The organism is uncultured Gulosibacter sp. (genome assembly GCF_963509965.1).
Lineage (GTDB): Bacteria > Actinomycetota > Actinomycetes > Actinomycetales > Microbacteriaceae > Gulosibacter.
Map to the genome: position 1 here is coordinate 329,223 of NZ_CAUPDE010000001.1, position 16,630 is coordinate 345,852.

The following is a 16,630-nucleotide window of genomic DNA, read 5'->3' on the forward strand; positions in this document are numbered from 1 at the left end:
GAGTAGTACGCAATGGCAGGTTGGCAGCGTACCGATGCCTACGACAAGTACGGCCGCTATAGCGAAGACGATGTGCGCATCCGCGCCGACCGTCGCGGCGCCCGGCCGCGCACCAAACAGCGCCCCGCGCATGAGGATGCCATCGAGGGGTTCGTATTTGCGGTGGATCGCGGGCGTTACAGCTGCCTGGTAGACGTGGGCCAGCGCGGCGAACGCGAGGTGATCGCGGCGCGGGCGCGTGAGCTCGGCCGCAAAGCCATCGTCGTTGGCGACCGGGTGGCGCTCGTGGGTGATGTGTCGGGTGATGCCGGCACGCTGGCGCGGATTGTGCGCATTAATGAACGTTCGACGCTGCTGCGGCGCTCGGCAGATGACAGCGACGAGGTTGAGCGCGTGATCGTCGCGAACACCGACCAGATGTGCATCGTCGTGGCGGCGGCGCAGCCCGAACCGCGCCCGCGGCTGATCGACCGCTATCTCGTGGCCGCCTATGACGCCGGGGTTTCGCCGCTGCTGGTGATCACAAAAACCGATCTCGCCCCGGCGAATGAGTTGCGTGCACTCGTCGAGCCGCTTGAGGTGCCGGTGTTTGAATCGCGGCCCGGCGATGAGACGGTGCTTGAGCAGCTGGAGGCAGCGTTCGATGGACATACGACGGTGCTCGTTGGACATTCGGGTGTTGGGAAGTCGACGCTCGTGAACGCGCTCGTGCCGCACGCGAACCGCGCCACCGGACACGTGAATGCGGTGACCGGCCGGGGCCGGCACACATCGTCGTCGTCGGTGGCGATGCGCATCGGTGGCGGTTGGGTAATTGATACGCCGGGTGTGCGTTCGTTTGGGCTGGGGCATGTGCGCGATGACGCGGTGTTCCGGGCGTTTCCGCGGCTGGCCGCGGTTGTGGCCGAGTGCCCGCGCGGCTGCACGCATCTGGGTGACGCGCCCGACTGCGAGCTGGATGCCGCGATGGCCGATGGCCGCTTGGATGCTGTTGGTTATCGCCGGGTGGCGTCGCTGCGGCGGCTGCTGGTGTCGATGTCGGCGTAGGGCTGAGCGTGGGCGATACTGGTGGCATGGCCTACGAATTGCTCCACCCGATCACTGCCGATCTGCGTCTTGCCCGCCAGTTGGCGGATCTCGCCGATGAGGTTTCGATGCGGTTTTTCAACTCGCGCGATTTGGGCGTGTATTTGAAAGAAGACCGCACGCATGTCACCGATGGCGACCGTGAGGTGGAGCGCGTGATTCGTGAGAAGCTCGCGGATGCGCGGCCCTCGGATGCGTTCTTTGGAGAAGAGAGCGGCCGCGATGGTAATTCGCGGCGCCAGTGGGTGATTGACCCGATTGATGGCACCGCGAACTTCATGCGCGGGGTGCCGATTTGGGCGACGCTGATTGCGCTGGTGGTGGATGGTCACCCGCAGGTGGGAGTGGTGTCGGCGCCGGCGCTGAACCGCCGCTGGTGGGGTGCGGCCGGGCTCGGGGCGTATCTGGATGATGACCTGAGTGATTCGGACACCGCGACCGATCGGCGCATCGAGGTGTCGGGCATCACGAAGCTTTCGGAGGGCCAGATTAACTATGGCTCGCTGAAGTACTGGCAGGAGATTAATCGGGTTGAGCCGATTTTGGAGCTGAACGAGCGGGCCTGGCGGTCGCGCACGATCGGCGATTTTTGGCCGTATATGCTGGTGGCTGAGGGCGCGTTCGAGGCGTCGTGCGAGGTGGATCTCGCGCCATACGATATGGCGGCGCTGATCCCGATCATCGAAGAAGCCGGCGGCACCTTCACCTCGGTTGATGGTGAGCCGGGATGCTGGGGCAGCTCGGCGGTTGCCACCAACGGCCTCGTGCATGACGAAGTGCTGCAGGTGCTGCAGGGGCGGTAGCTGTGGGTTCGCGACTCGATGTGTTCGTCCGTTCAGGCAGCGGATGGGACATCTATTACGACCATTGGAGCGCTTATCGCATCGGTATGGATATTGCCGTCGATGGTTTTGAAAAGACGATGCGTCGCTTCCGTTGGTTGAAGCCATGGGATGTGTCGGGCCCAGAAGATTGGGACACTGCGAAGTGGATTGAGGGTTCTCTCGTTATCGATACGGTCGCACGAGTCGTGGTGTGGGCTGAGGAGGCTCAGGGCCTGTATCTACCGAGACTAATCAATTACCTCACTGAATACTCATGGCCGGAATGGACCGCGGTTTGGTCACCGGAAGATATTTACGGCACGCTTCGTGCTGTCGGGATAAACCCGACAGCTATGCTCGAGCCGAGTGACGAGGATCGCGAGCCCTGGGTAGTCGATGATTCTCTGTATCCATCGGCAGATGAGCGACGGTATGAGGTGCTCACTGTTCGGTTACCCTCGGGCGAATTAATTTCGTGGCCATCTGATTTTGATCTTGAACGAATCGCTCACTATGGGCCGCTTGTAATTGCGAAAGTTGCTCAGGACGTGTTTCGCCGTTTTACCGAGGGCAGGCTCTCAAGCCAAGAAATGGTACTACCTACGGAGCCTGAGTCGGGGGTGGTCGTCGACTACACGACGAAACATCTCCGCTGGTGGTCGCTATATAACGACCAGTTTCAAGTCATTCCATTCGATTTACATTGGCCCGGCTGGAAGGTCGAATCGTGTGGGGATGACTTTGCGTTGCAAGAGCAGCTGGTCGGCGCCCCGCTGCGTAACTGGCAAAGTGATGTAGCGAATTTTCGCCGAAAAATTGACCAGACCTTTGATGAGGCGACTCGAACCGATCCCAATCCGCTCGGAGACCTCCGCGCCAGTGACCGGCAGATCGCCGATTCGATGCCGACGCGCGACCTTTCGCGGGCGGCATTCCACCACCTGTTTAACCGTATCGAAAATATGCCGCTACCGGCTGCGCGGTTCATAGACAGGTTCGGAGTCATCCGCACACCGTCCGAGTGAACGATCACGCTGGATCAGGATTTCGAAACACCGCCGACAGTTCCTTGTGATTCGAGGAGATTGAGCAGATCTTCGAGCGGCGTCGCTGGTTTTAAAGCTCTGGGCATGCCCCCGCTTTACCGCCCAAAAGAGGTCCAGCCCACTCACGACAGATGTCGCGGCAGGCTGAACTATTCGTCACAGAATAGCACGTGTAGCATTGTGCAGCTAACTATGTCGTGTCTAAGGACTTTTTGGACAGGATGTCTAATGGCTTTTGGACGTCGGCGGCGGTGGAATATCCGGATGGCTATTCCATTGCACAAGCACAGTAAAGTCGCAGATTCGATCCCGTTCGTAACGGCGTTCGCCCTTCACACAGGGCAAGCGGGCGAGTCTATTCCCGGCGTGGTCGCACATCGAAACGATCGCTCAGCGTGACCTTCGCAGCCTCCGAAAGGTCGGCCAGCGCCTTGTTCTGGGCTGCCTTGTCGCCGGGGAAGGCCAGCGGCACAACGGCACGAGCGTCCACTGCCGCGAGGCGCTTGGACACCTTCACAAGATCGACATCGTTGTGAACGCGCCGGGCGTGCTCGCTCAACGTCTGATCGTTGCCGATCCGGTAGCGTTCATGCAGCGCGTCGGCCGTCGTCACAATCCAGCTCTGTGCTTGCGCCGGACTAAGGTTACGCACGTCGCGCGCCTCGTCCACCGCCTGCAGGGTCGCCGCCGCGCGCTCGACTCCCGCGGCCCCGCGAGAGTCGTAGAACACGAGGCCATCACGGTTCTGCACCGCAACGCGATCCACGGCATCGGATGCTGCCAGCTCCCGAACTGTCTCACGAACGTTCGCGGCCGCCTCATCATGCGCCCTGCTCGGCGTCCAACGCCCAGCACCGAAGTCCCTGACCTGTTCGACGTACCGCGAAACAGTGGCCGCCCGCGAAACCTCCAGCGGCACAGCGACAACACGTAGCTCCGTCTCATACCCGGCCGCCTTGAACGCCTCGAACTCGCGGCGCAACATCCCCGCGTCGCGCAACGTTGTCTCAACGACGGCGCTACTCCCCTGTTCGCGTAGATACTCGTTTGCCTTGCCGACCCACTGCCCCGACGCCTGGCTCGTGACATTGGGCATACGCAACGGGTCTTCCCTCATCAGCACTTCATAGTCCGGATGAAACTGGCGCAGCTCGTCACCGTTGACGACAACCGCGCCGGGAATCTGCCGCTGCATATCAGCCAGCACGCCACCCTTGCCTGCTCCCGGCTGTCCACCGACCGAAACGAAGCGTGGCGGTGCCGAGACTCCGGCACCGCCACGCTGGGGTTCGATGTAGTCGGGAATGACCCGTTGCTCAAACCGGGCCTGCAACTCGTGCGGGCTGAGCCGTTCGCTCATGCAGCGAACTCGGGAGCGTGAACCGGCATAGTCGCCCACAGCTCGCGCAGCTCCGCGCGCTTCGCCTCCACAGCGCTCTGACTGTGGGAGTCCACCGCGCGCACCTGACGGCGCAGCTCGATCCCGGCATTGCGCCAGTGCGCAGCACTAGCCGACTGGCCCGCCTCATCCGCCCAAGCGTTGTACCGGCCCCCGATCCTCGTCGCTAGCTCAAGCATGGCGTCGTAACTCATGGGATTGAAAACCTGTTCGGTAAGAGTCATCTTGCGCCTCCGATCCTGTACAGCCGGTGCGGCCACCGCGACCATCCTACCGCGGCGGCCAAAACGGTAAAGAGCAAGTTTTGGCCGCCGCGAGGTTTCGGCCCGAGTTATGATCGGTCGAGCGTCGGTGTGTCTCGCTCGCACGGTCGCTTCAACAGCTCGGAGACCTCCGCGCACCGTCCGAGTGAACAATCACCCTGGATGAGGATTCCGAAACACGGTCGACAGTTCCTCGATCAGCGCCTTCGTGTTCGGCGCGACCGCACGAATCTAACCGCCCAGCACGCAGTGCGCAATGAGGTGGTCGAGGCGACGCACATCGGTGCCCTTGCCCAGTTTGATCTTGATGTGGCCGGCGCGCGTCCACAGCTCAACCTCCGAATTAAAGTCAAGCCGGCCAGCGTTTTCGGTCGACCACATATTGATCGCCGTATAGGGAAGCGAATAGATTTCGACCTTCTTCCCGGTCATTCCCTGCGCATCCCGCACGATCAGCCGCTTATTGGTGAAAATCGCCGAGTCACGCATGGTTGCGTAGGCGGCGTACGGTTGCTCGCCTTCGACCAGCAGCGAGCTCACATCTTGCGGAACCGGTATCTCGCGCATAAATGTCCAAGACGCAACTACTGCAGCTTCCATGCTTACTCCTTATAGGCGAAGTCAATCACGCCAATATTTGTGGCGTGACCGCCGATTTTACCAGCACTCGAGGCTTGTTCAGCACCGCATCCAAGCCAAAACGACCAAGGCACAGAGCCCGCCCCAACCAAACAGTCGAGACGGGCTCTGCCCGGTCAATCAGCGCGCGGCGCTACTGCATTTCGCGGCGCTTCGCGGCAACCAGCGCGGCGCCGGCAACCAGCAGCAGCACGGCCATCATCGCCACGAGGCTCTGGTCAGCGGCACCGGTGGTGGCGAGCTGGCCCCCAGCGGCATCCTTACCCTTGCCCTGCCCATCGGCAGTCGGTGCGGGGCTACCAGGTGCGGCAGGCGCTTCAGTGCCCGGCTCCGCAGTTGGGCCCGGCTCCGCAGTGTCACCAGGATCTTCAGTCGCGCCCGCATCCGAACCAACAACCTCAATCGTCAGCGGATACTCGGTCTCCCCCGCCTTGATCACAATCACGTGCTCACCAGGCGCCAGGTCGGTCGGTACCTTGAAGGTCACGGCAGCCCGTCCCGTCTCGGGCAGCTGCGGCACGATCGTGTTGTCGACATCCGCGGTGCCAAGCACCGTGCCATCCTCAAGCGAAATCGAAGCGGTCTCAGGCTTCTCTTCATCCGCGGTCATCGACAGCGACGACAGGTTGACCGTCACCTCGGCGCCCTGCGTGAATGCAGGCAGCGCACCCACGCCAATCGAACGCTGCGAGTTGCTCACCTTCCATCCCGGCTTAGCCTTCAAAAACTCGATCGTCGCGGCCAGATCCTTGTAGCCCAGGTTTTTGAAATTCGCACCCTCGGCAAGCGCGGTGAATCCGTCGCCACCGGCCAGCAGGAACGTACCCGCAATCACGCGGTAGGTGCGGCTTTCGTCATTACGGTCAAGCAGCTCACCGTGGATGCGCACGCTCGTCACCTTCGAACCAATCGGCGCCTCGGGGTCGTAGGTGTACGCGATCGTGTCCGACAGGCCCAGCTGCAGCACGGGACGCGACGCCTCCTCGCCCTTCCACTGCTGCTCGAGCAGCTCATACACCTGCTTGGCGGTCAAATCCACCGTGCCCATATCGCCATCGAACGGCTGCGTCGACTGCGCCTCACCGCGAGTGATCACACCATCACCATCTGCATCCAGGTCGGCACGCACACCACCCGAGTTGATCAACCCAAAATCGGCGCCAAAGCCGTTCAACTGCGAAAACTCGTAGAAGCTTTGCGCGATCAGGTTCCCCGCCGACGACTCAGTGCCGCGGTTCTCATTACCCTGCTCGCTCGAGCCAAAACCGAAGTTCGTGGCGCGACGTGCCTTGCCCTCGATCGAACCCACCGGCTCCTTACCAAGCTCATCCGCCTGCGCCTGGTACTCCTCATACATGCTCTTGAACGGCTCAGCCGCACAATCAGCATCCGCCACCTTCTTCACCGAAAGCATCGAAGCCGCAGCCGAAACCACCTTGCCATCAGCATCAATGTCGAGATCAATCTGCCCGATCAGGTTGCCAAAATAACCCGGCTGCACTACCGGAGCACCCGACGCAGTTTCGCCGCTGTGCTCGACGTGCGAGTGCCCGGCCACGACCACATCCACATCGGCACCAACCCCGGCGGCGATCTTGTAGTCGTCGTGGATCAGCGCCACCACCACATCGGCCTCACCATTGGCGTCGTCGCCGTCTTTGAGTTCGGCGGCAACCTTGTCGACCGCGGCGACCGGGTCGGTGATGCTCAGCCCCGCAATTCCGTTGGGGTCAACGAGGGTGGGGAGGTCTTCGGGCGCGGCACCAACAAAGGCCACATCCACACCATTTTCGGTGCGCTTGATCACATACGGCGGCACGATCGCCGGGTCGAGGCCCTCAATATTGGCCGCCACATACGGGAAATCTGATTTGTCTTGCAGCCGGCCGGTGAGATCTGCCGTACCGCGATCGAGTTCGTGGTTACCGACGCTCGTCACGTCAAGCTGCATGGCGTTGAGCATCTCGAGCGTCGGCAGGTCGTCATTCACGGCCGAAATATAGGCGCTACCGCCCACATTGTCGCCATTGGATGCGAGCAGCACGTTGCCGGGGTTCGCATCCCGGATGCTGTTCACCTGACACATCATGTTCGGCACCTGCCCCAGGTAGCCGTGGAAGTCGGTCATGGTGAGCACCGTCACCTTCGACTGCGGAGCGTCCGCGTTTTCTTGTGCGATCGCCGGGGATGCAATCCCGGCAAAAGCGAGCGAAACGCCGACGATCGCGGTGATCGGGCGCGCGATGAAACCCTTCATGAGGCACAGAACCTTTCAGGCAATAGCCATGCAAAACCGAGCGGGAACAGCACGCAAGCTACCGCCCCGAAGTTACCGGCCAGCAAATAGCGGGTTGCCCACTACCCCGGCGCTTCGCTCGCGGCAAGCCGATCTATAACGCGCCGTTCGAAAACTCCCTGGCCACGCAAGAACCGGAACGGCGAAACCGCCTCCGGACGCCTCAGGCTCGGCGGCGGCGAGTCACCATCAACAACCCCATACCCGCCACAACAGTCACGGCCGCAAGCGCGACGGCGGGCACAATCTCTGCACCCGTGCGCGCCAGTGCTCCCCCAGCGTCCGATGGGGTACTTGCGTTATCGGTGCCGCCGGCGTTGTCGGTGCCGTCCGGTTGCGTCGGGTCGGCTGGCGCGTCCGTTGGATGTTCCGGTGCTGCTTCGTCGGTCGGCTGGCCGGTTGGTGAGTCGCTCGGCTGTTCGGTTGGCTCGGCCGGCTCCTCGGTTGGGCGCTCGGTCGGATCCTCCGGAGTTGGCTCATCCGTCGGTTCCTCACTCGGTTCCCCTGCCGGAGGTTCCGTGTCGCCTGGCTCTTCGGTGGCAGACTTCTTCTCGACCACAAACGTCAGCCGCTGAGTCTCAGCGGTAGCCTCCCCGCCATCGTGATTCGAGCCGGCGCTGCGGGCGCCCTGCTCGCCGTCACTGGACTGCTTGGCGCGGGCCGTCACATCGATCGTGTATGTGCCCGGCTTAGTGAACGCCCACGCGGTGTGCATGTGCGTGCCCGGAGGAAGCGGCACGTCGGAAGCCTTCTCGCTCGAAGCATACATCCGGTTGATAGCGCCCAGGTTCTCGGTGTACGCGAACCACTGACCGCCCTCAGGCGCGCTCACCGGGGTGAGCGTCATGGTTGCACCCTCGGGGTACTTGACGCGGTCCAGAGCCTCACTCGAGAAGCCCGGCCACACACGCCCAGGCTGCTGCCCCTGCGGCAAAACATACAACTCGCTGCCCTTCGGGCCGAGCACGTCATAGCTTTCATCGGCCAGCACGTTGCCCTCACGCTTGACCTTCGCGAGCTTGGTGACCTCCAGGGTCGTCGAGTTGATGGTTCGGAGCACGGACTCCTTGGCGTGCTGACGCGAATCATCACCCAACGCCACCGAGAGCTTTCCGTCCACCTCCATGGCGCGCAAGTCCACGTGGCCGTTGTTGATCGTCACAGGCGTGTCGAGGATCGCGCCGTCGGAGCCTTCGTTCCCGTCGTCGCCGCCGTCGTCGCCCGGCGCTGGCTCACCCGGCGCCGGCTCGTTGCTTTCGCCGACGCCGGAGAACTGCGTCTCAACCGTCTTACCGGCGCCGTTCACCTGGTCGAGGTCGATCACGTCCGTGTTGCCGATCGCAGCGCGCGGTTGCGGCTCCAACGTGAGGCGCAGCGAATAGCCGTCGCCTTTGCAGTATTCGCTGTCCGCCACGATGGTGCGGCGGCCCGGGCCACTCACGCCTTCAACGGGGCAGGTCGGCTCGTCGTAGCCTTCCTCATAGAAGCCACCCGTGACGTTATAGATCAGCGAATCATCCGCAGGCTTGGTGTCGATGGTGATGAGGTCGCCCTTGTCTTGCGGCCGCGCGGTGACGGACACGTCGCGCGAACCGACCGTGACCTCACCCTCCGAGAACTCGCCGGCCGGCACATCGGGGGTTTCATCCGGGAACTCGCCCGCATCCTGAGTGGTCACGGTTTTCTGCCCCGTGGCGGCGCTCAGCGGCGCGCTAATCCAGCGAGCGGCACCCTTGCTCGGCACGAACACGGCCTGGAAATTCGAGGTCTGCGAGCCGATCATCTCGCTCCACGTCGCAGTGCCGTTCTTGACCGGAACCTCGGCGAGGTGGTAGCCGTCGATGTAGAACACCACCGTACCCTCAGCCGCTTCAGTACCAGCGTTGAAGGTGAGGTCGGTGAGGTTCTTGTCGCCGTCGCGTTCACTTCCGGTGTGTGGGGCGATCGTGAACGTCGGCTTGGAAGCAGCGGCGCCTTCCGCCGCGCTACCCTCCACCGCATCGGCCGCTTCGTTGTACGCGGCGCGCACGTCGCCGAGCTTCTCATCAGCAGGGTTGGTCCCGCCTACCCGCCACACCAGCGTCGTGGGCTTGGAAGAGATGAAGCTGCCGTCGGTTGTGCGAGCGGTGGCGTCAAACGTGACCTCGTAGCGGCCCGGCTTGGTGAATGTTGTGATGTTGTGGGTGTGCGTGCCGGGGTCCAGCCAGACGGTGCGGGACACCTTGTCATGCGAGGAGAACAGGCGCGTCACCGGCAGGTTCCCGTACGTCGAGTGGTTGAACATCTCCATCTGGCCGGGGCCGTTGAAGCCGACCATTTCCAGCGCGAAGTTGCCGTCTTGGAACTGCTCGATAGGCACCGCGGTGTCCGCTCCGAAGCCCGACCAGATGGGGCTGTTGCCCGGCCCCGGAACCTGCGGCGCCATGTAGAGCAGCTGACCGTCCTCGCCAAGGAAGTCCAGGCGCGGGTCCGAGGTGATGGGGAACGTGTAGTTCTGGCTGCCGTCGTCGTTGTAACCGCGGCCCACCCAGTTGGCGGTGGTTTCGAGCGGAACGGTTTTCCCGTTGGCTTGCGAGTTGATCGCGAACGTGCCAGCTTGCTTGTTCCAGAAAACCTTAGGGGCGTCGATGTGGGCTTTCGTCTCTACACTGCGGTCGTCGTCTGGCCCGGCGTAGGCAGGGGCCGCACCGAGCGTCAGTGTTGCGGTGATGCTCAATGCGGTGGCGACAGTGGTTGCCGCGATGGCCGCTGCGGCGAGGGAGGCACGGGTTGCCCGGAGGACGCGCATGAACCGCTCCTTAGCTGGTGAAGACTCTGTTGCGAATGATGCGATTGCTGATGATTTTCGTATTGCTAATCATTCTCATTTGCAATCGTTGGTGGGACAACATTAGCGGATGCGCGGGCTCTGCGCCACATGAGCAACCATTCATGCGCGGCTGACATACCCGCCGTCCTGCCCTGCGACTCCCTCGGCGCTGTCCTGATGATGATCGTAGTGATGCACCCATTTCGAGGCGGTTGCTGGTGCGACGTGGAAACAATCAGCGGGAGGCGGATTGTCTAGCCCAGGTTTTTGACATTCGCCCCTCGGCCAACGCGGTAAATCCATCGGTACCGGCCAGCAAATAGCAGGTTGCCCACTACTCCGGCGCCTCGCCCGCGGCACGTTCGCGCGCATCCACCCGATAGTCGAGCCACGAAAACACCAGTGCCAAAACGCTCAGCGCCACCAGCACCACCATGCCCCACACATAGGCGTGCCGGTACGCATCCTCGCCCCCAGCCGCAGCGTCAACGGCTCCGCCCGGCGTTAGACCCGCAGCCGCCAACACCGCATAAAACACCGACGTCGCCACAGCGATACCCATCGCGTTACCAAGCCGCTGCCCCACCTGCATGAACGAACCGCCCACACCGGCCGCAGCCGGCGGCACATGTTTCATAGTGCGCATCTGGTTCGCCGACATCACCAAGCCCGGCCCAACACCGCCCACCGCGAGCATCGCGGTAAACAGCCACGGCGTGTACACCACCGGAGCGAACGCCCCGACCAACAACATCCCCAGCAACATCGCCACATAGATCAGCACGCCATAGAACACCATCCGCGCCGCCCAGGTAAACGTGTAGCGGCCAGCCCAGGCCGCAACCACTGCCGAAATCAACGCGTACGGAATCGAAAACGCACCCACGTTCACGGCCGCAAAGCCCAGCCCCTGCTGCGCATACAGCGTCATCAGCAAAAACATCGGCGGCATCACCGCAAACCACAGCGTCGAAATGATCACACCATTGCGATACGACGCCCACCGAAACAGCCCAAAGTCAATTACCGGATTGCGGCCAAGCGCCAAATACCGCCGCTCCCACCACACAAACACGGCGCCAACGACTGCCGCCGCCAGCAACAACCACCAGCGCTGCGGTGAATCAGCACTGGTGCCGGTGGTCAACACGAACGGCAACATCACCAGCAGCACCGTCGCCGCCATCAGTAGCACCCCGACCAGGTCGAGATCGCGGCTGGCTGCGCCCTTCGGATGCGCCTGCCGGCCCGGCAGCAGCCAGATCGCAAACGGCAAAATAATCAGCGCGATCGGCACGTTCATCCCAAACGTCCAACGCCAGCCGAGTTCCTCCCCCAGCATGCCGATGAACAGCCCACCGATAGTGGGGCCAAATGCGGTACCGAGCCCAATCGAGGCACCAAAAATACCGAACGCCTTACCGCGCTCGCGCCCCTGAAAAAGGTTCTGGATCAGGCCGATCACCTGCGGCATGAGCATCCCGGCCGCAACACCCTGCACGAGGCGCGCCACCACCAGCGCGGTCGCATCCCACGCCAAAGCACACAGCAGGCTCGCGATCGTGAACGTCCCCAGCCCGATCACGAACATCGCCTTGCGATTCCACAGGTCACCGAGCCGCCCCGAAGGCACCAGCAAAATACCGAACGCGAGCACATATCCGGCCACAATCAGCTGCGCCTGCGAGCTAGTCGCGCCGAGGGTGTGCTCAATCGGGGTCAGCGTGACGTTGACCTTCACCAGGTCGAGAATGATCGCAATAGCCACCGCGACGCACACCGCAAACGCGGGCCAATTATTCGCGGCGGCAGGGGTATCAGTAGGTTTGGGATGCACTGCGCCAGCCTACTCCCTCGCGCAGTAGTGGAGCGCTCGCCGGCGTTTGTTTCAGTGTTACCGGCCCGCCGACCTACACCTCACGCCCGACGCTAAACCTCACGCGCGACGCGGCCGCAGCGATCAGCAACCCACTCGAGCGCGAGCTCATAGCCGAGCGTGCCAGCACCGGCGATCACCGCATCCGCAACCCCCGACACAAACGAGTGGTGGCGAAACTCCTCACGCCGATGAATGTTTGAAATATGCACCTCGACCGTGGGCAGTTCAGCAAATTCGAGCGCATCCCGAATCGCCACCGAAGTGTGCGTATAGGCCGCCGGATTAATCACAATCGCAGCCATCGACTCGCGCGCCTGCTGAATCAATTCGACTAGCTCGCCCTCGTGGTTCGACTGCGCAAACGTCAGTTGCAGCCCCAGCAGCTCGGCGCGGCGACGGCAACGGGCTTCAACATCCGCCAGCGTTTCGGCGCCATAGATCTCGGGCTGCCGTTTACCGAGCGTATTGAGATTTGGTCCGTTCAGCACCAGCACACGCGCGTTGTCAGTCATGCTTCGATGCTAGTCGCCGCTGCCCCGGTGTTGCGGTAACCGGGGCAGCGGCGACTGAATTATGGATGCTGGCGCTTGTGAATGTTGGCTGGCTACTTACCGTCGCCCACCGCGGCGGCAAGCTCACGTACCTTTTCTTGTTTCGCTTTGTAGTAAGCCTCAATCGATGCCGGGGTGTCACCCATCGAAGCCGGCGGGTTGTCGCCATCCTTCGCACGCCACGCGTTCACGAGCGCTTCCTCGGCTGCATACTGCGCACCGGATGCTTCCTTGAGCAGTTTTTCTTCATCCGGATACATCGGCTTGCCAACCTCGGCAACCGGCTCGGTTTTGCGCAGATAGTCGGTGTAGGCCTTCGACTTTTTCGCAGCCTCGCGGAACGGCTCCACCGATTCGCTACACACCTGCGCAAAATCATCCGCGAAGCACTGCTTTTCAAACAGATCCGCGAGCGTGTTGTAGTAGTCGGTGTACATCGAGTCGATCACATCCGCGTACTTGGTGCGGGTGTCCTTGTGGTAGAGGTCGCGGCAGCCCTCAGGCGCGGTGCACTTCCACTCAACCTTGCCGTCATCCGACACGATCGTGCCACCGTTTTCTACCGTGATGGTCTTCGGCAGATCCTTATCGCCGATATCGCGCAGCTTCTGGTTGGCGTCGAGGTAGGGGCCGAGGTTGCCACACAGCGACTCCATCGAGCTGAGCAGCTTGTCGCTCTCGTCGAGGAACTCGGTGGCCTTCGCGCGCTCCTTACCGCTGAGATCAGCCGACTTCTTTTCGGCCTTCTTGTACGCCTCGGATGCACGCGCACCCTCGTCCTTCGGCAGCTCGGGGGCCTTGGTGTCGGCGAGCTTCTGGCGCGCATCCTTCGAGGCCTGCACATCACTGCACACGGCTTCAAACTGCTTCTTTTGGTCGGCGCTCATGACAAAAATCGACTCGCGCTTGCCGCCGGCCACCTTCGCAAAATCTTCTGGGCCGGATGCAGCCGCCAGCGCATCCTCGCCCCACGACTGCTCGTAGGCTTTGACCTTTTCGTTGAACTCCTGTGCGAGTTCATCGCCACGCTGCTGGTTTTGCAGGTGCAGGTAAAGCGGCACGAGCACCGCCGCAGCGATGGCGAGCACCGCGATAATCGCGATCGTGACGATCAGCCCCGTGCGGCGCTTCTTCTTGCCACCGGCCGGTGCCGTTGCAGCGTCAGCCTGATGCGATTTTGATTTGCGACGACGGCGCTTTTTGTCGCCCGGTTCGCTGTGGTGCGGTTCTTGTTCGTCGCCAGGATGCATCGGCACCGGCCCGGCGTTCTGGAACGGCGCCGGGGCGCCGCCCGCGAGATACGGGGCCTGCTGGTAGTCACCCTGCTGGCCGTATTGCTGGTTGTAGGGCTGCTGTTCTTGAGGTGCCCCGCCGTAGGGCTGCTGTGTGAACGAGGCCTGGGTGAACTCGGGCCCGTCCTGGTTTTCGGGCTGCGAGCTGTAGGGCTGGCTGTACTGGTCTGCGCCGCCGTAAGTTTGGGCACCGTATGACTGCGCGCCATAAGTTTGGTTGCCGTCCGGGTGGATGCCGTCTGCTTGGGTGTCATTCGGGTGAGGACCTACCACCTGTTCGCTACCGAACTCATCACGCTGGAAGACCTCGGTGGGCTGGTCATTGGCGGATTTGTCTGCATTCTGCTGCTCGGATGCTGATGCAAACGCGTCGCTTTGGAACGCCTGCGTGTCATAGGCACGGGTAGCGTTTTCGTCGGATTCGCTGCCGAAGTTCACGACCGGATCCGCTGCCGCCTCGGGCTCGTCGGGAGTGTTGTGCTGCTCGTGTGTTTCCGGCTGAGCTGCTGCATCCTGCTGCTGCGCCTGTGCTGGAACGTCGCCGAACTGGAAGTTCAGTTCTGGCTGGTCGCTGTGCTCGGGCTGCTGGCCTTCCTCAGGCTGAAGTGGCTGCTCGCCTTGCTGCTGCTCTGGCTGCTCAGGATGCACGACTTCTTGGTCCCGCAGCTCTGGTTGTTCGGGCTGCTGGCTTTCCTCTGCGAGTTCTTGCTGGTTTTCCTGCTCCGGCTGGTGACCTTCCTCAGGCAGCTCTTGTCGCTCGAGCTGGTCTTGCTGCTCCGGCTGCTGGGACAGTTCAACCGGGGCGTTTTTTTCGCCCGCAGCTGCCGCATCCTCGCGACCCGCCGCAGCAAAGCCGGCACCAAAAGCACCCAGATCAGGTAGCGACGGCATCTGGTCAGATGCTCCCTCGTTGCCATTCGCAGCAGACTCGGGAGGCGTCACCACAGGATTATCAGCGGGCGAGCCAGTCGCAGCCTGGTCATCCTGCCACTGAACCGCACCCCAGGTCGAGCCGAGCTGCTCGGGTTGCTGCGGGTCATCGGGGCGACCACCGCCGCCATTAAAGCCATCGTTCGCACTCATGCTCTCAAGAGTAGTGGTTGTGCCGCTCTCGGCCATGTTCAGCGCAAAATCTCACTCGCCAAGATGACCCGCTGCACGCATCCAGGTTGACCATGATCTGTCGACACCGCACGCAAATCGCGCTACAATTGGGCAGTTCAGAGCAATCTGAACCACAACTCAATAGCGTTGATGCTGTCAGCGCAGCCGCGGGGATGATCGGTTTCGACATTGCTTGCGAAACTGCGTGAAGCGGGTCGAGGACGCGGGGTTATCTCGTTAACGCCCCTCGCAACCAATAAGTGCCAATAACAAGCGCACTGACTTCGCCCTCGCTGCCTAGAGCGCGAGCCCGAGTCCGTCAGCCTAGACTTTGCGTTCGGTCTAGTTCCTGGCGTCGTTGAGAACGCTTGCCGCGAAGCTGCGTCGCAGGGTTTCGTGGGACTTTAACTGTGACTGGGTTTGTCAGCCAGGCCGTTCGTCGCTAGGGCTGGAACCGAGTAACACGTCAGACGAACTGCACCCGGAGAAGCCGCAGGCTCACAGCGATGGACGGGGGTTCAATTCCCCCCATCTCCACGAACGGCCCCTTGGGGTGCCGACTTCCGCTTGTTTATGCGGTTTTCGGTTTCCCAGGGGGCCGCTTTATGTATCAACCAATGTATTACTTTTTCCCGGTGTTTTTAGCTGCCCGGCAGGCGTTGAACTCTTCTCTGACACCAACGCGCATCACCTCACCCGCTTCCTCGCCAAATGACCCTGTCTTCACACCCGGCCTCCATCCTCCTCACTCACCCCACCTCCACACCAAATGACCCTGTCCCTCACCCCACCTCCACACCAAGTGACCCTGTTATCGGCGAAGTCATCGGGAAATGACCCTGTTACCGGCAAATGACCCTGCAGTAGGAGGGTCATTTCGCAGTTAGAGGGTCATTTGCTTGGTTCAGGGGCGGTCCCTGGTTCCAGTCTCCATCTCCCCAGACCTCACCGCACCGGGCACCACCCCGCCACACCCCTCACCCAGCCCGTTTCCACGGCAAGTGACCCTGTTACCGGCAAATGACCCTCCTACAGCAGGGTCATTTCGCAGTTAGAGGGTCATTTGCCGAGTGCAGGGGCTGGATGCAGGGGCTGGATGCAGGGGTGACGCCTCGAGCAGAGGTGGTGCTTGGTCTCGGAATCCCGCTCGTCATGCCTCAACTCCTCGCCCAGACTTCCCGCCCATGCTCCACCAATGCCCAGCCTCCACAACCCACCTCCAAACCAAGTGACCCTGTTAGTGGCAAATGACCCTGCAGTGGGAGGGTCATTTCGCAGTTAGAGGGTCATTTGCCGAGAGGGGCGCAAACAGCGGCCGCGTTTTGACAAGGCTCGGGGCACTGTCTACACGGCCGCGGCACCCGGCCGCCGTTCCGCATCCCCGTGCGCCAGCCGCACGCATCCAAGCAGCAAACTCCCCCGCACAAACGACGCGAATTCGC

General features: G+C 62.1%; 11 protein-coding genes and 1 other RNA gene. 4 read left to right on the top strand and 8 right to left on the bottom strand.

Features of this window, described 5'->3' with window-relative positions:
• The first annotated feature begins 12 nt into the window (after positions 1 to 12).
• From rsgA to RQ865_RS01525, 3 genes are read left to right on the top strand one after another with little or no spacing between them, the layout of a single operon-like run.
• The gene (gene rsgA / locus RQ865_RS01515; protein WP_311476863.1) at positions 13 to 1,047 is read left to right on the top strand and encodes a ribosome small subunit-dependent GTPase A; all 1,035 of its coding nucleotides are present in this window, start codon (positions 13 to 15) and stop codon (positions 1,045 to 1,047) included.
• Between the two features lie 26 nt (positions 1,048 to 1,073).
• Positions 1,074 to 1,889, top strand: a complete 816-nt coding sequence (locus tag RQ865_RS01520) for an inositol monophosphatase family protein (RefSeq protein WP_311476865.1) — start codon at positions 1,074 to 1,076, stop codon at positions 1,887 to 1,889.
• A 2-nt stretch (positions 1,890 to 1,891) separates the two neighbouring features.
• The gene (locus RQ865_RS01525) at positions 1,892 to 2,935 is read left to right on the top strand and encodes a hypothetical protein (RefSeq protein WP_311476867.1); all 1,044 of its coding nucleotides are present in this window, start codon (positions 1,892 to 1,894) and stop codon (positions 2,933 to 2,935) included.
• Positions 2,936 to 3,311: 376 nt separating this feature from the next.
• On the opposite strand, the gene RQ865_RS01530 is transcribed toward RQ865_RS01525, so the two are convergent.
• From RQ865_RS01530 to RQ865_RS01565, 8 genes are all read right to left on the bottom strand, one after another.
• Complete coding sequence (locus RQ865_RS01530; RefSeq protein ID WP_311476868.1) at positions 3,312 to 4,316, bottom strand: zeta toxin family protein; 1,005 nt, start codon at positions 4,314 to 4,316, stop codon at positions 3,312 to 3,314.
• A complete protein-coding gene (locus tag RQ865_RS01535) occupies positions 4,313 to 4,579 on the bottom strand; it encodes a hypothetical protein (RefSeq protein WP_311476869.1) in 267 nt (88 codons plus the stop codon). Before RQ865_RS01535 ends, RQ865_RS01530 begins: the two co-directional genes overlap by 4 nt.
• A 270-nt stretch (positions 4,580 to 4,849) precedes the next feature.
• Positions 4,850 to 5,218: a PH domain-containing protein gene (locus RQ865_RS01540; protein ID WP_201521499.1), complete on the bottom strand. Its 369-nt coding sequence runs from the start codon at positions 5,216 to 5,218 to the stop codon at positions 4,850 to 4,852.
• Between the two features lie 172 nt (positions 5,219 to 5,390).
• The gene (locus RQ865_RS01545; RefSeq protein WP_311476872.1) at positions 5,391 to 7,514 is read right to left on the bottom strand and encodes a bifunctional UDP-sugar hydrolase/5'-nucleotidase; all 2,124 of its coding nucleotides are present in this window, start codon (positions 7,512 to 7,514) and stop codon (positions 5,391 to 5,393) included.
• A 202-nt stretch (positions 7,515 to 7,716) separates the two neighbouring features.
• Positions 7,717 to 10,341: a choice-of-anchor M domain-containing protein gene (locus RQ865_RS01550; RefSeq protein WP_311476874.1), complete on the bottom strand. Its 2,625-nt coding sequence runs from the start codon at positions 10,339 to 10,341 to the stop codon at positions 7,717 to 7,719.
• 355 nt (positions 10,342 to 10,696) lie between these two features.
• Positions 10,697 to 12,199 carry an MFS transporter gene (locus RQ865_RS01555; protein WP_311476875.1) on the bottom strand — a complete coding sequence of 501 codons (1,503 nt, stop codon included), beginning with the start codon at positions 12,197 to 12,199 and terminating at the stop codon, positions 10,697 to 10,699.
• Positions 12,200 to 12,291: 92 nt separating this feature from the next.
• Complete coding sequence (gene aroQ, locus RQ865_RS01560) at positions 12,292 to 12,753, bottom strand: type II 3-dehydroquinate dehydratase (protein WP_201613992.1); 462 nt, start codon at positions 12,751 to 12,753, stop codon at positions 12,292 to 12,294.
• A gap of 92 nt (positions 12,754 to 12,845) precedes the next feature.
• Positions 12,846 to 15,167, bottom strand: coding sequence for a hypothetical protein (locus tag RQ865_RS01565; protein ID WP_311476879.1), 2,322 nt, complete (start codon positions 15,165 to 15,167; stop codon positions 12,846 to 12,848).
• Positions 15,168 to 15,357: 190 nt separating this feature from the next.
• Here RQ865_RS01565 and ssrA point away from each other — a divergent pair.
• Positions 15,358 to 15,728, top strand: a transfer-messenger RNA (tmRNA) gene (gene ssrA, locus RQ865_RS01570).
• Positions 15,729 to 16,630 lie beyond the last annotated feature (902 nt).

Bases quoted from the DNA above. Each gene is read 5' to 3' on its own strand.
- rsgA (WP_311476863.1), top strand. From the start codon at position 13: ATGGCAGGTTGGCAGCGTACCGATGCCTACGACAAGTACGGCCGCTAT.
- RQ865_RS01520 (WP_311476865.1), top strand. From the start codon at position 1,074: ATGGCCTACGAATTGCTCCACCCGATCACTGCCGATCTGCGTCTTGCC.
- RQ865_RS01530 (WP_311476868.1), bottom strand. From the start codon at position 4,316: ATGAGCGAACGGCTCAGCCCGCACGAGTTGCAGGCCCGGTTTGAGCAA.
- RQ865_RS01535 (WP_311476869.1), bottom strand. From the start codon at position 4,579: ATGACTCTTACCGAACAGGTTTTCAATCCCATGAGTTACGACGCCATG.
- RQ865_RS01540 (WP_201521499.1), bottom strand. From the start codon at position 5,218: ATGGAAGCTGCAGTAGTTGCGTCTTGGACATTTATGCGCGAGATACCG.
- RQ865_RS01545 (WP_311476872.1), bottom strand. From the start codon at position 7,514: ATGAAGGGTTTCATCGCGCGCCCGATCACCGCGATCGTCGGCGTTTCG.
- RQ865_RS01550 (WP_311476874.1), bottom strand. From the start codon at position 10,341: ATGCGCGTCCTCCGGGCAACCCGTGCCTCCCTCGCCGCAGCGGCCATC.
- aroQ (WP_201613992.1), bottom strand. From the start codon at position 12,753: ATGACTGACAACGCGCGTGTGCTGGTGCTGAACGGACCAAATCTCAAT.
- RQ865_RS01565 (WP_311476879.1), bottom strand. From the start codon at position 15,167: ATGAGTGCGAACGATGGCTTTAATGGCGGCGGTGGTCGCCCCGATGAC.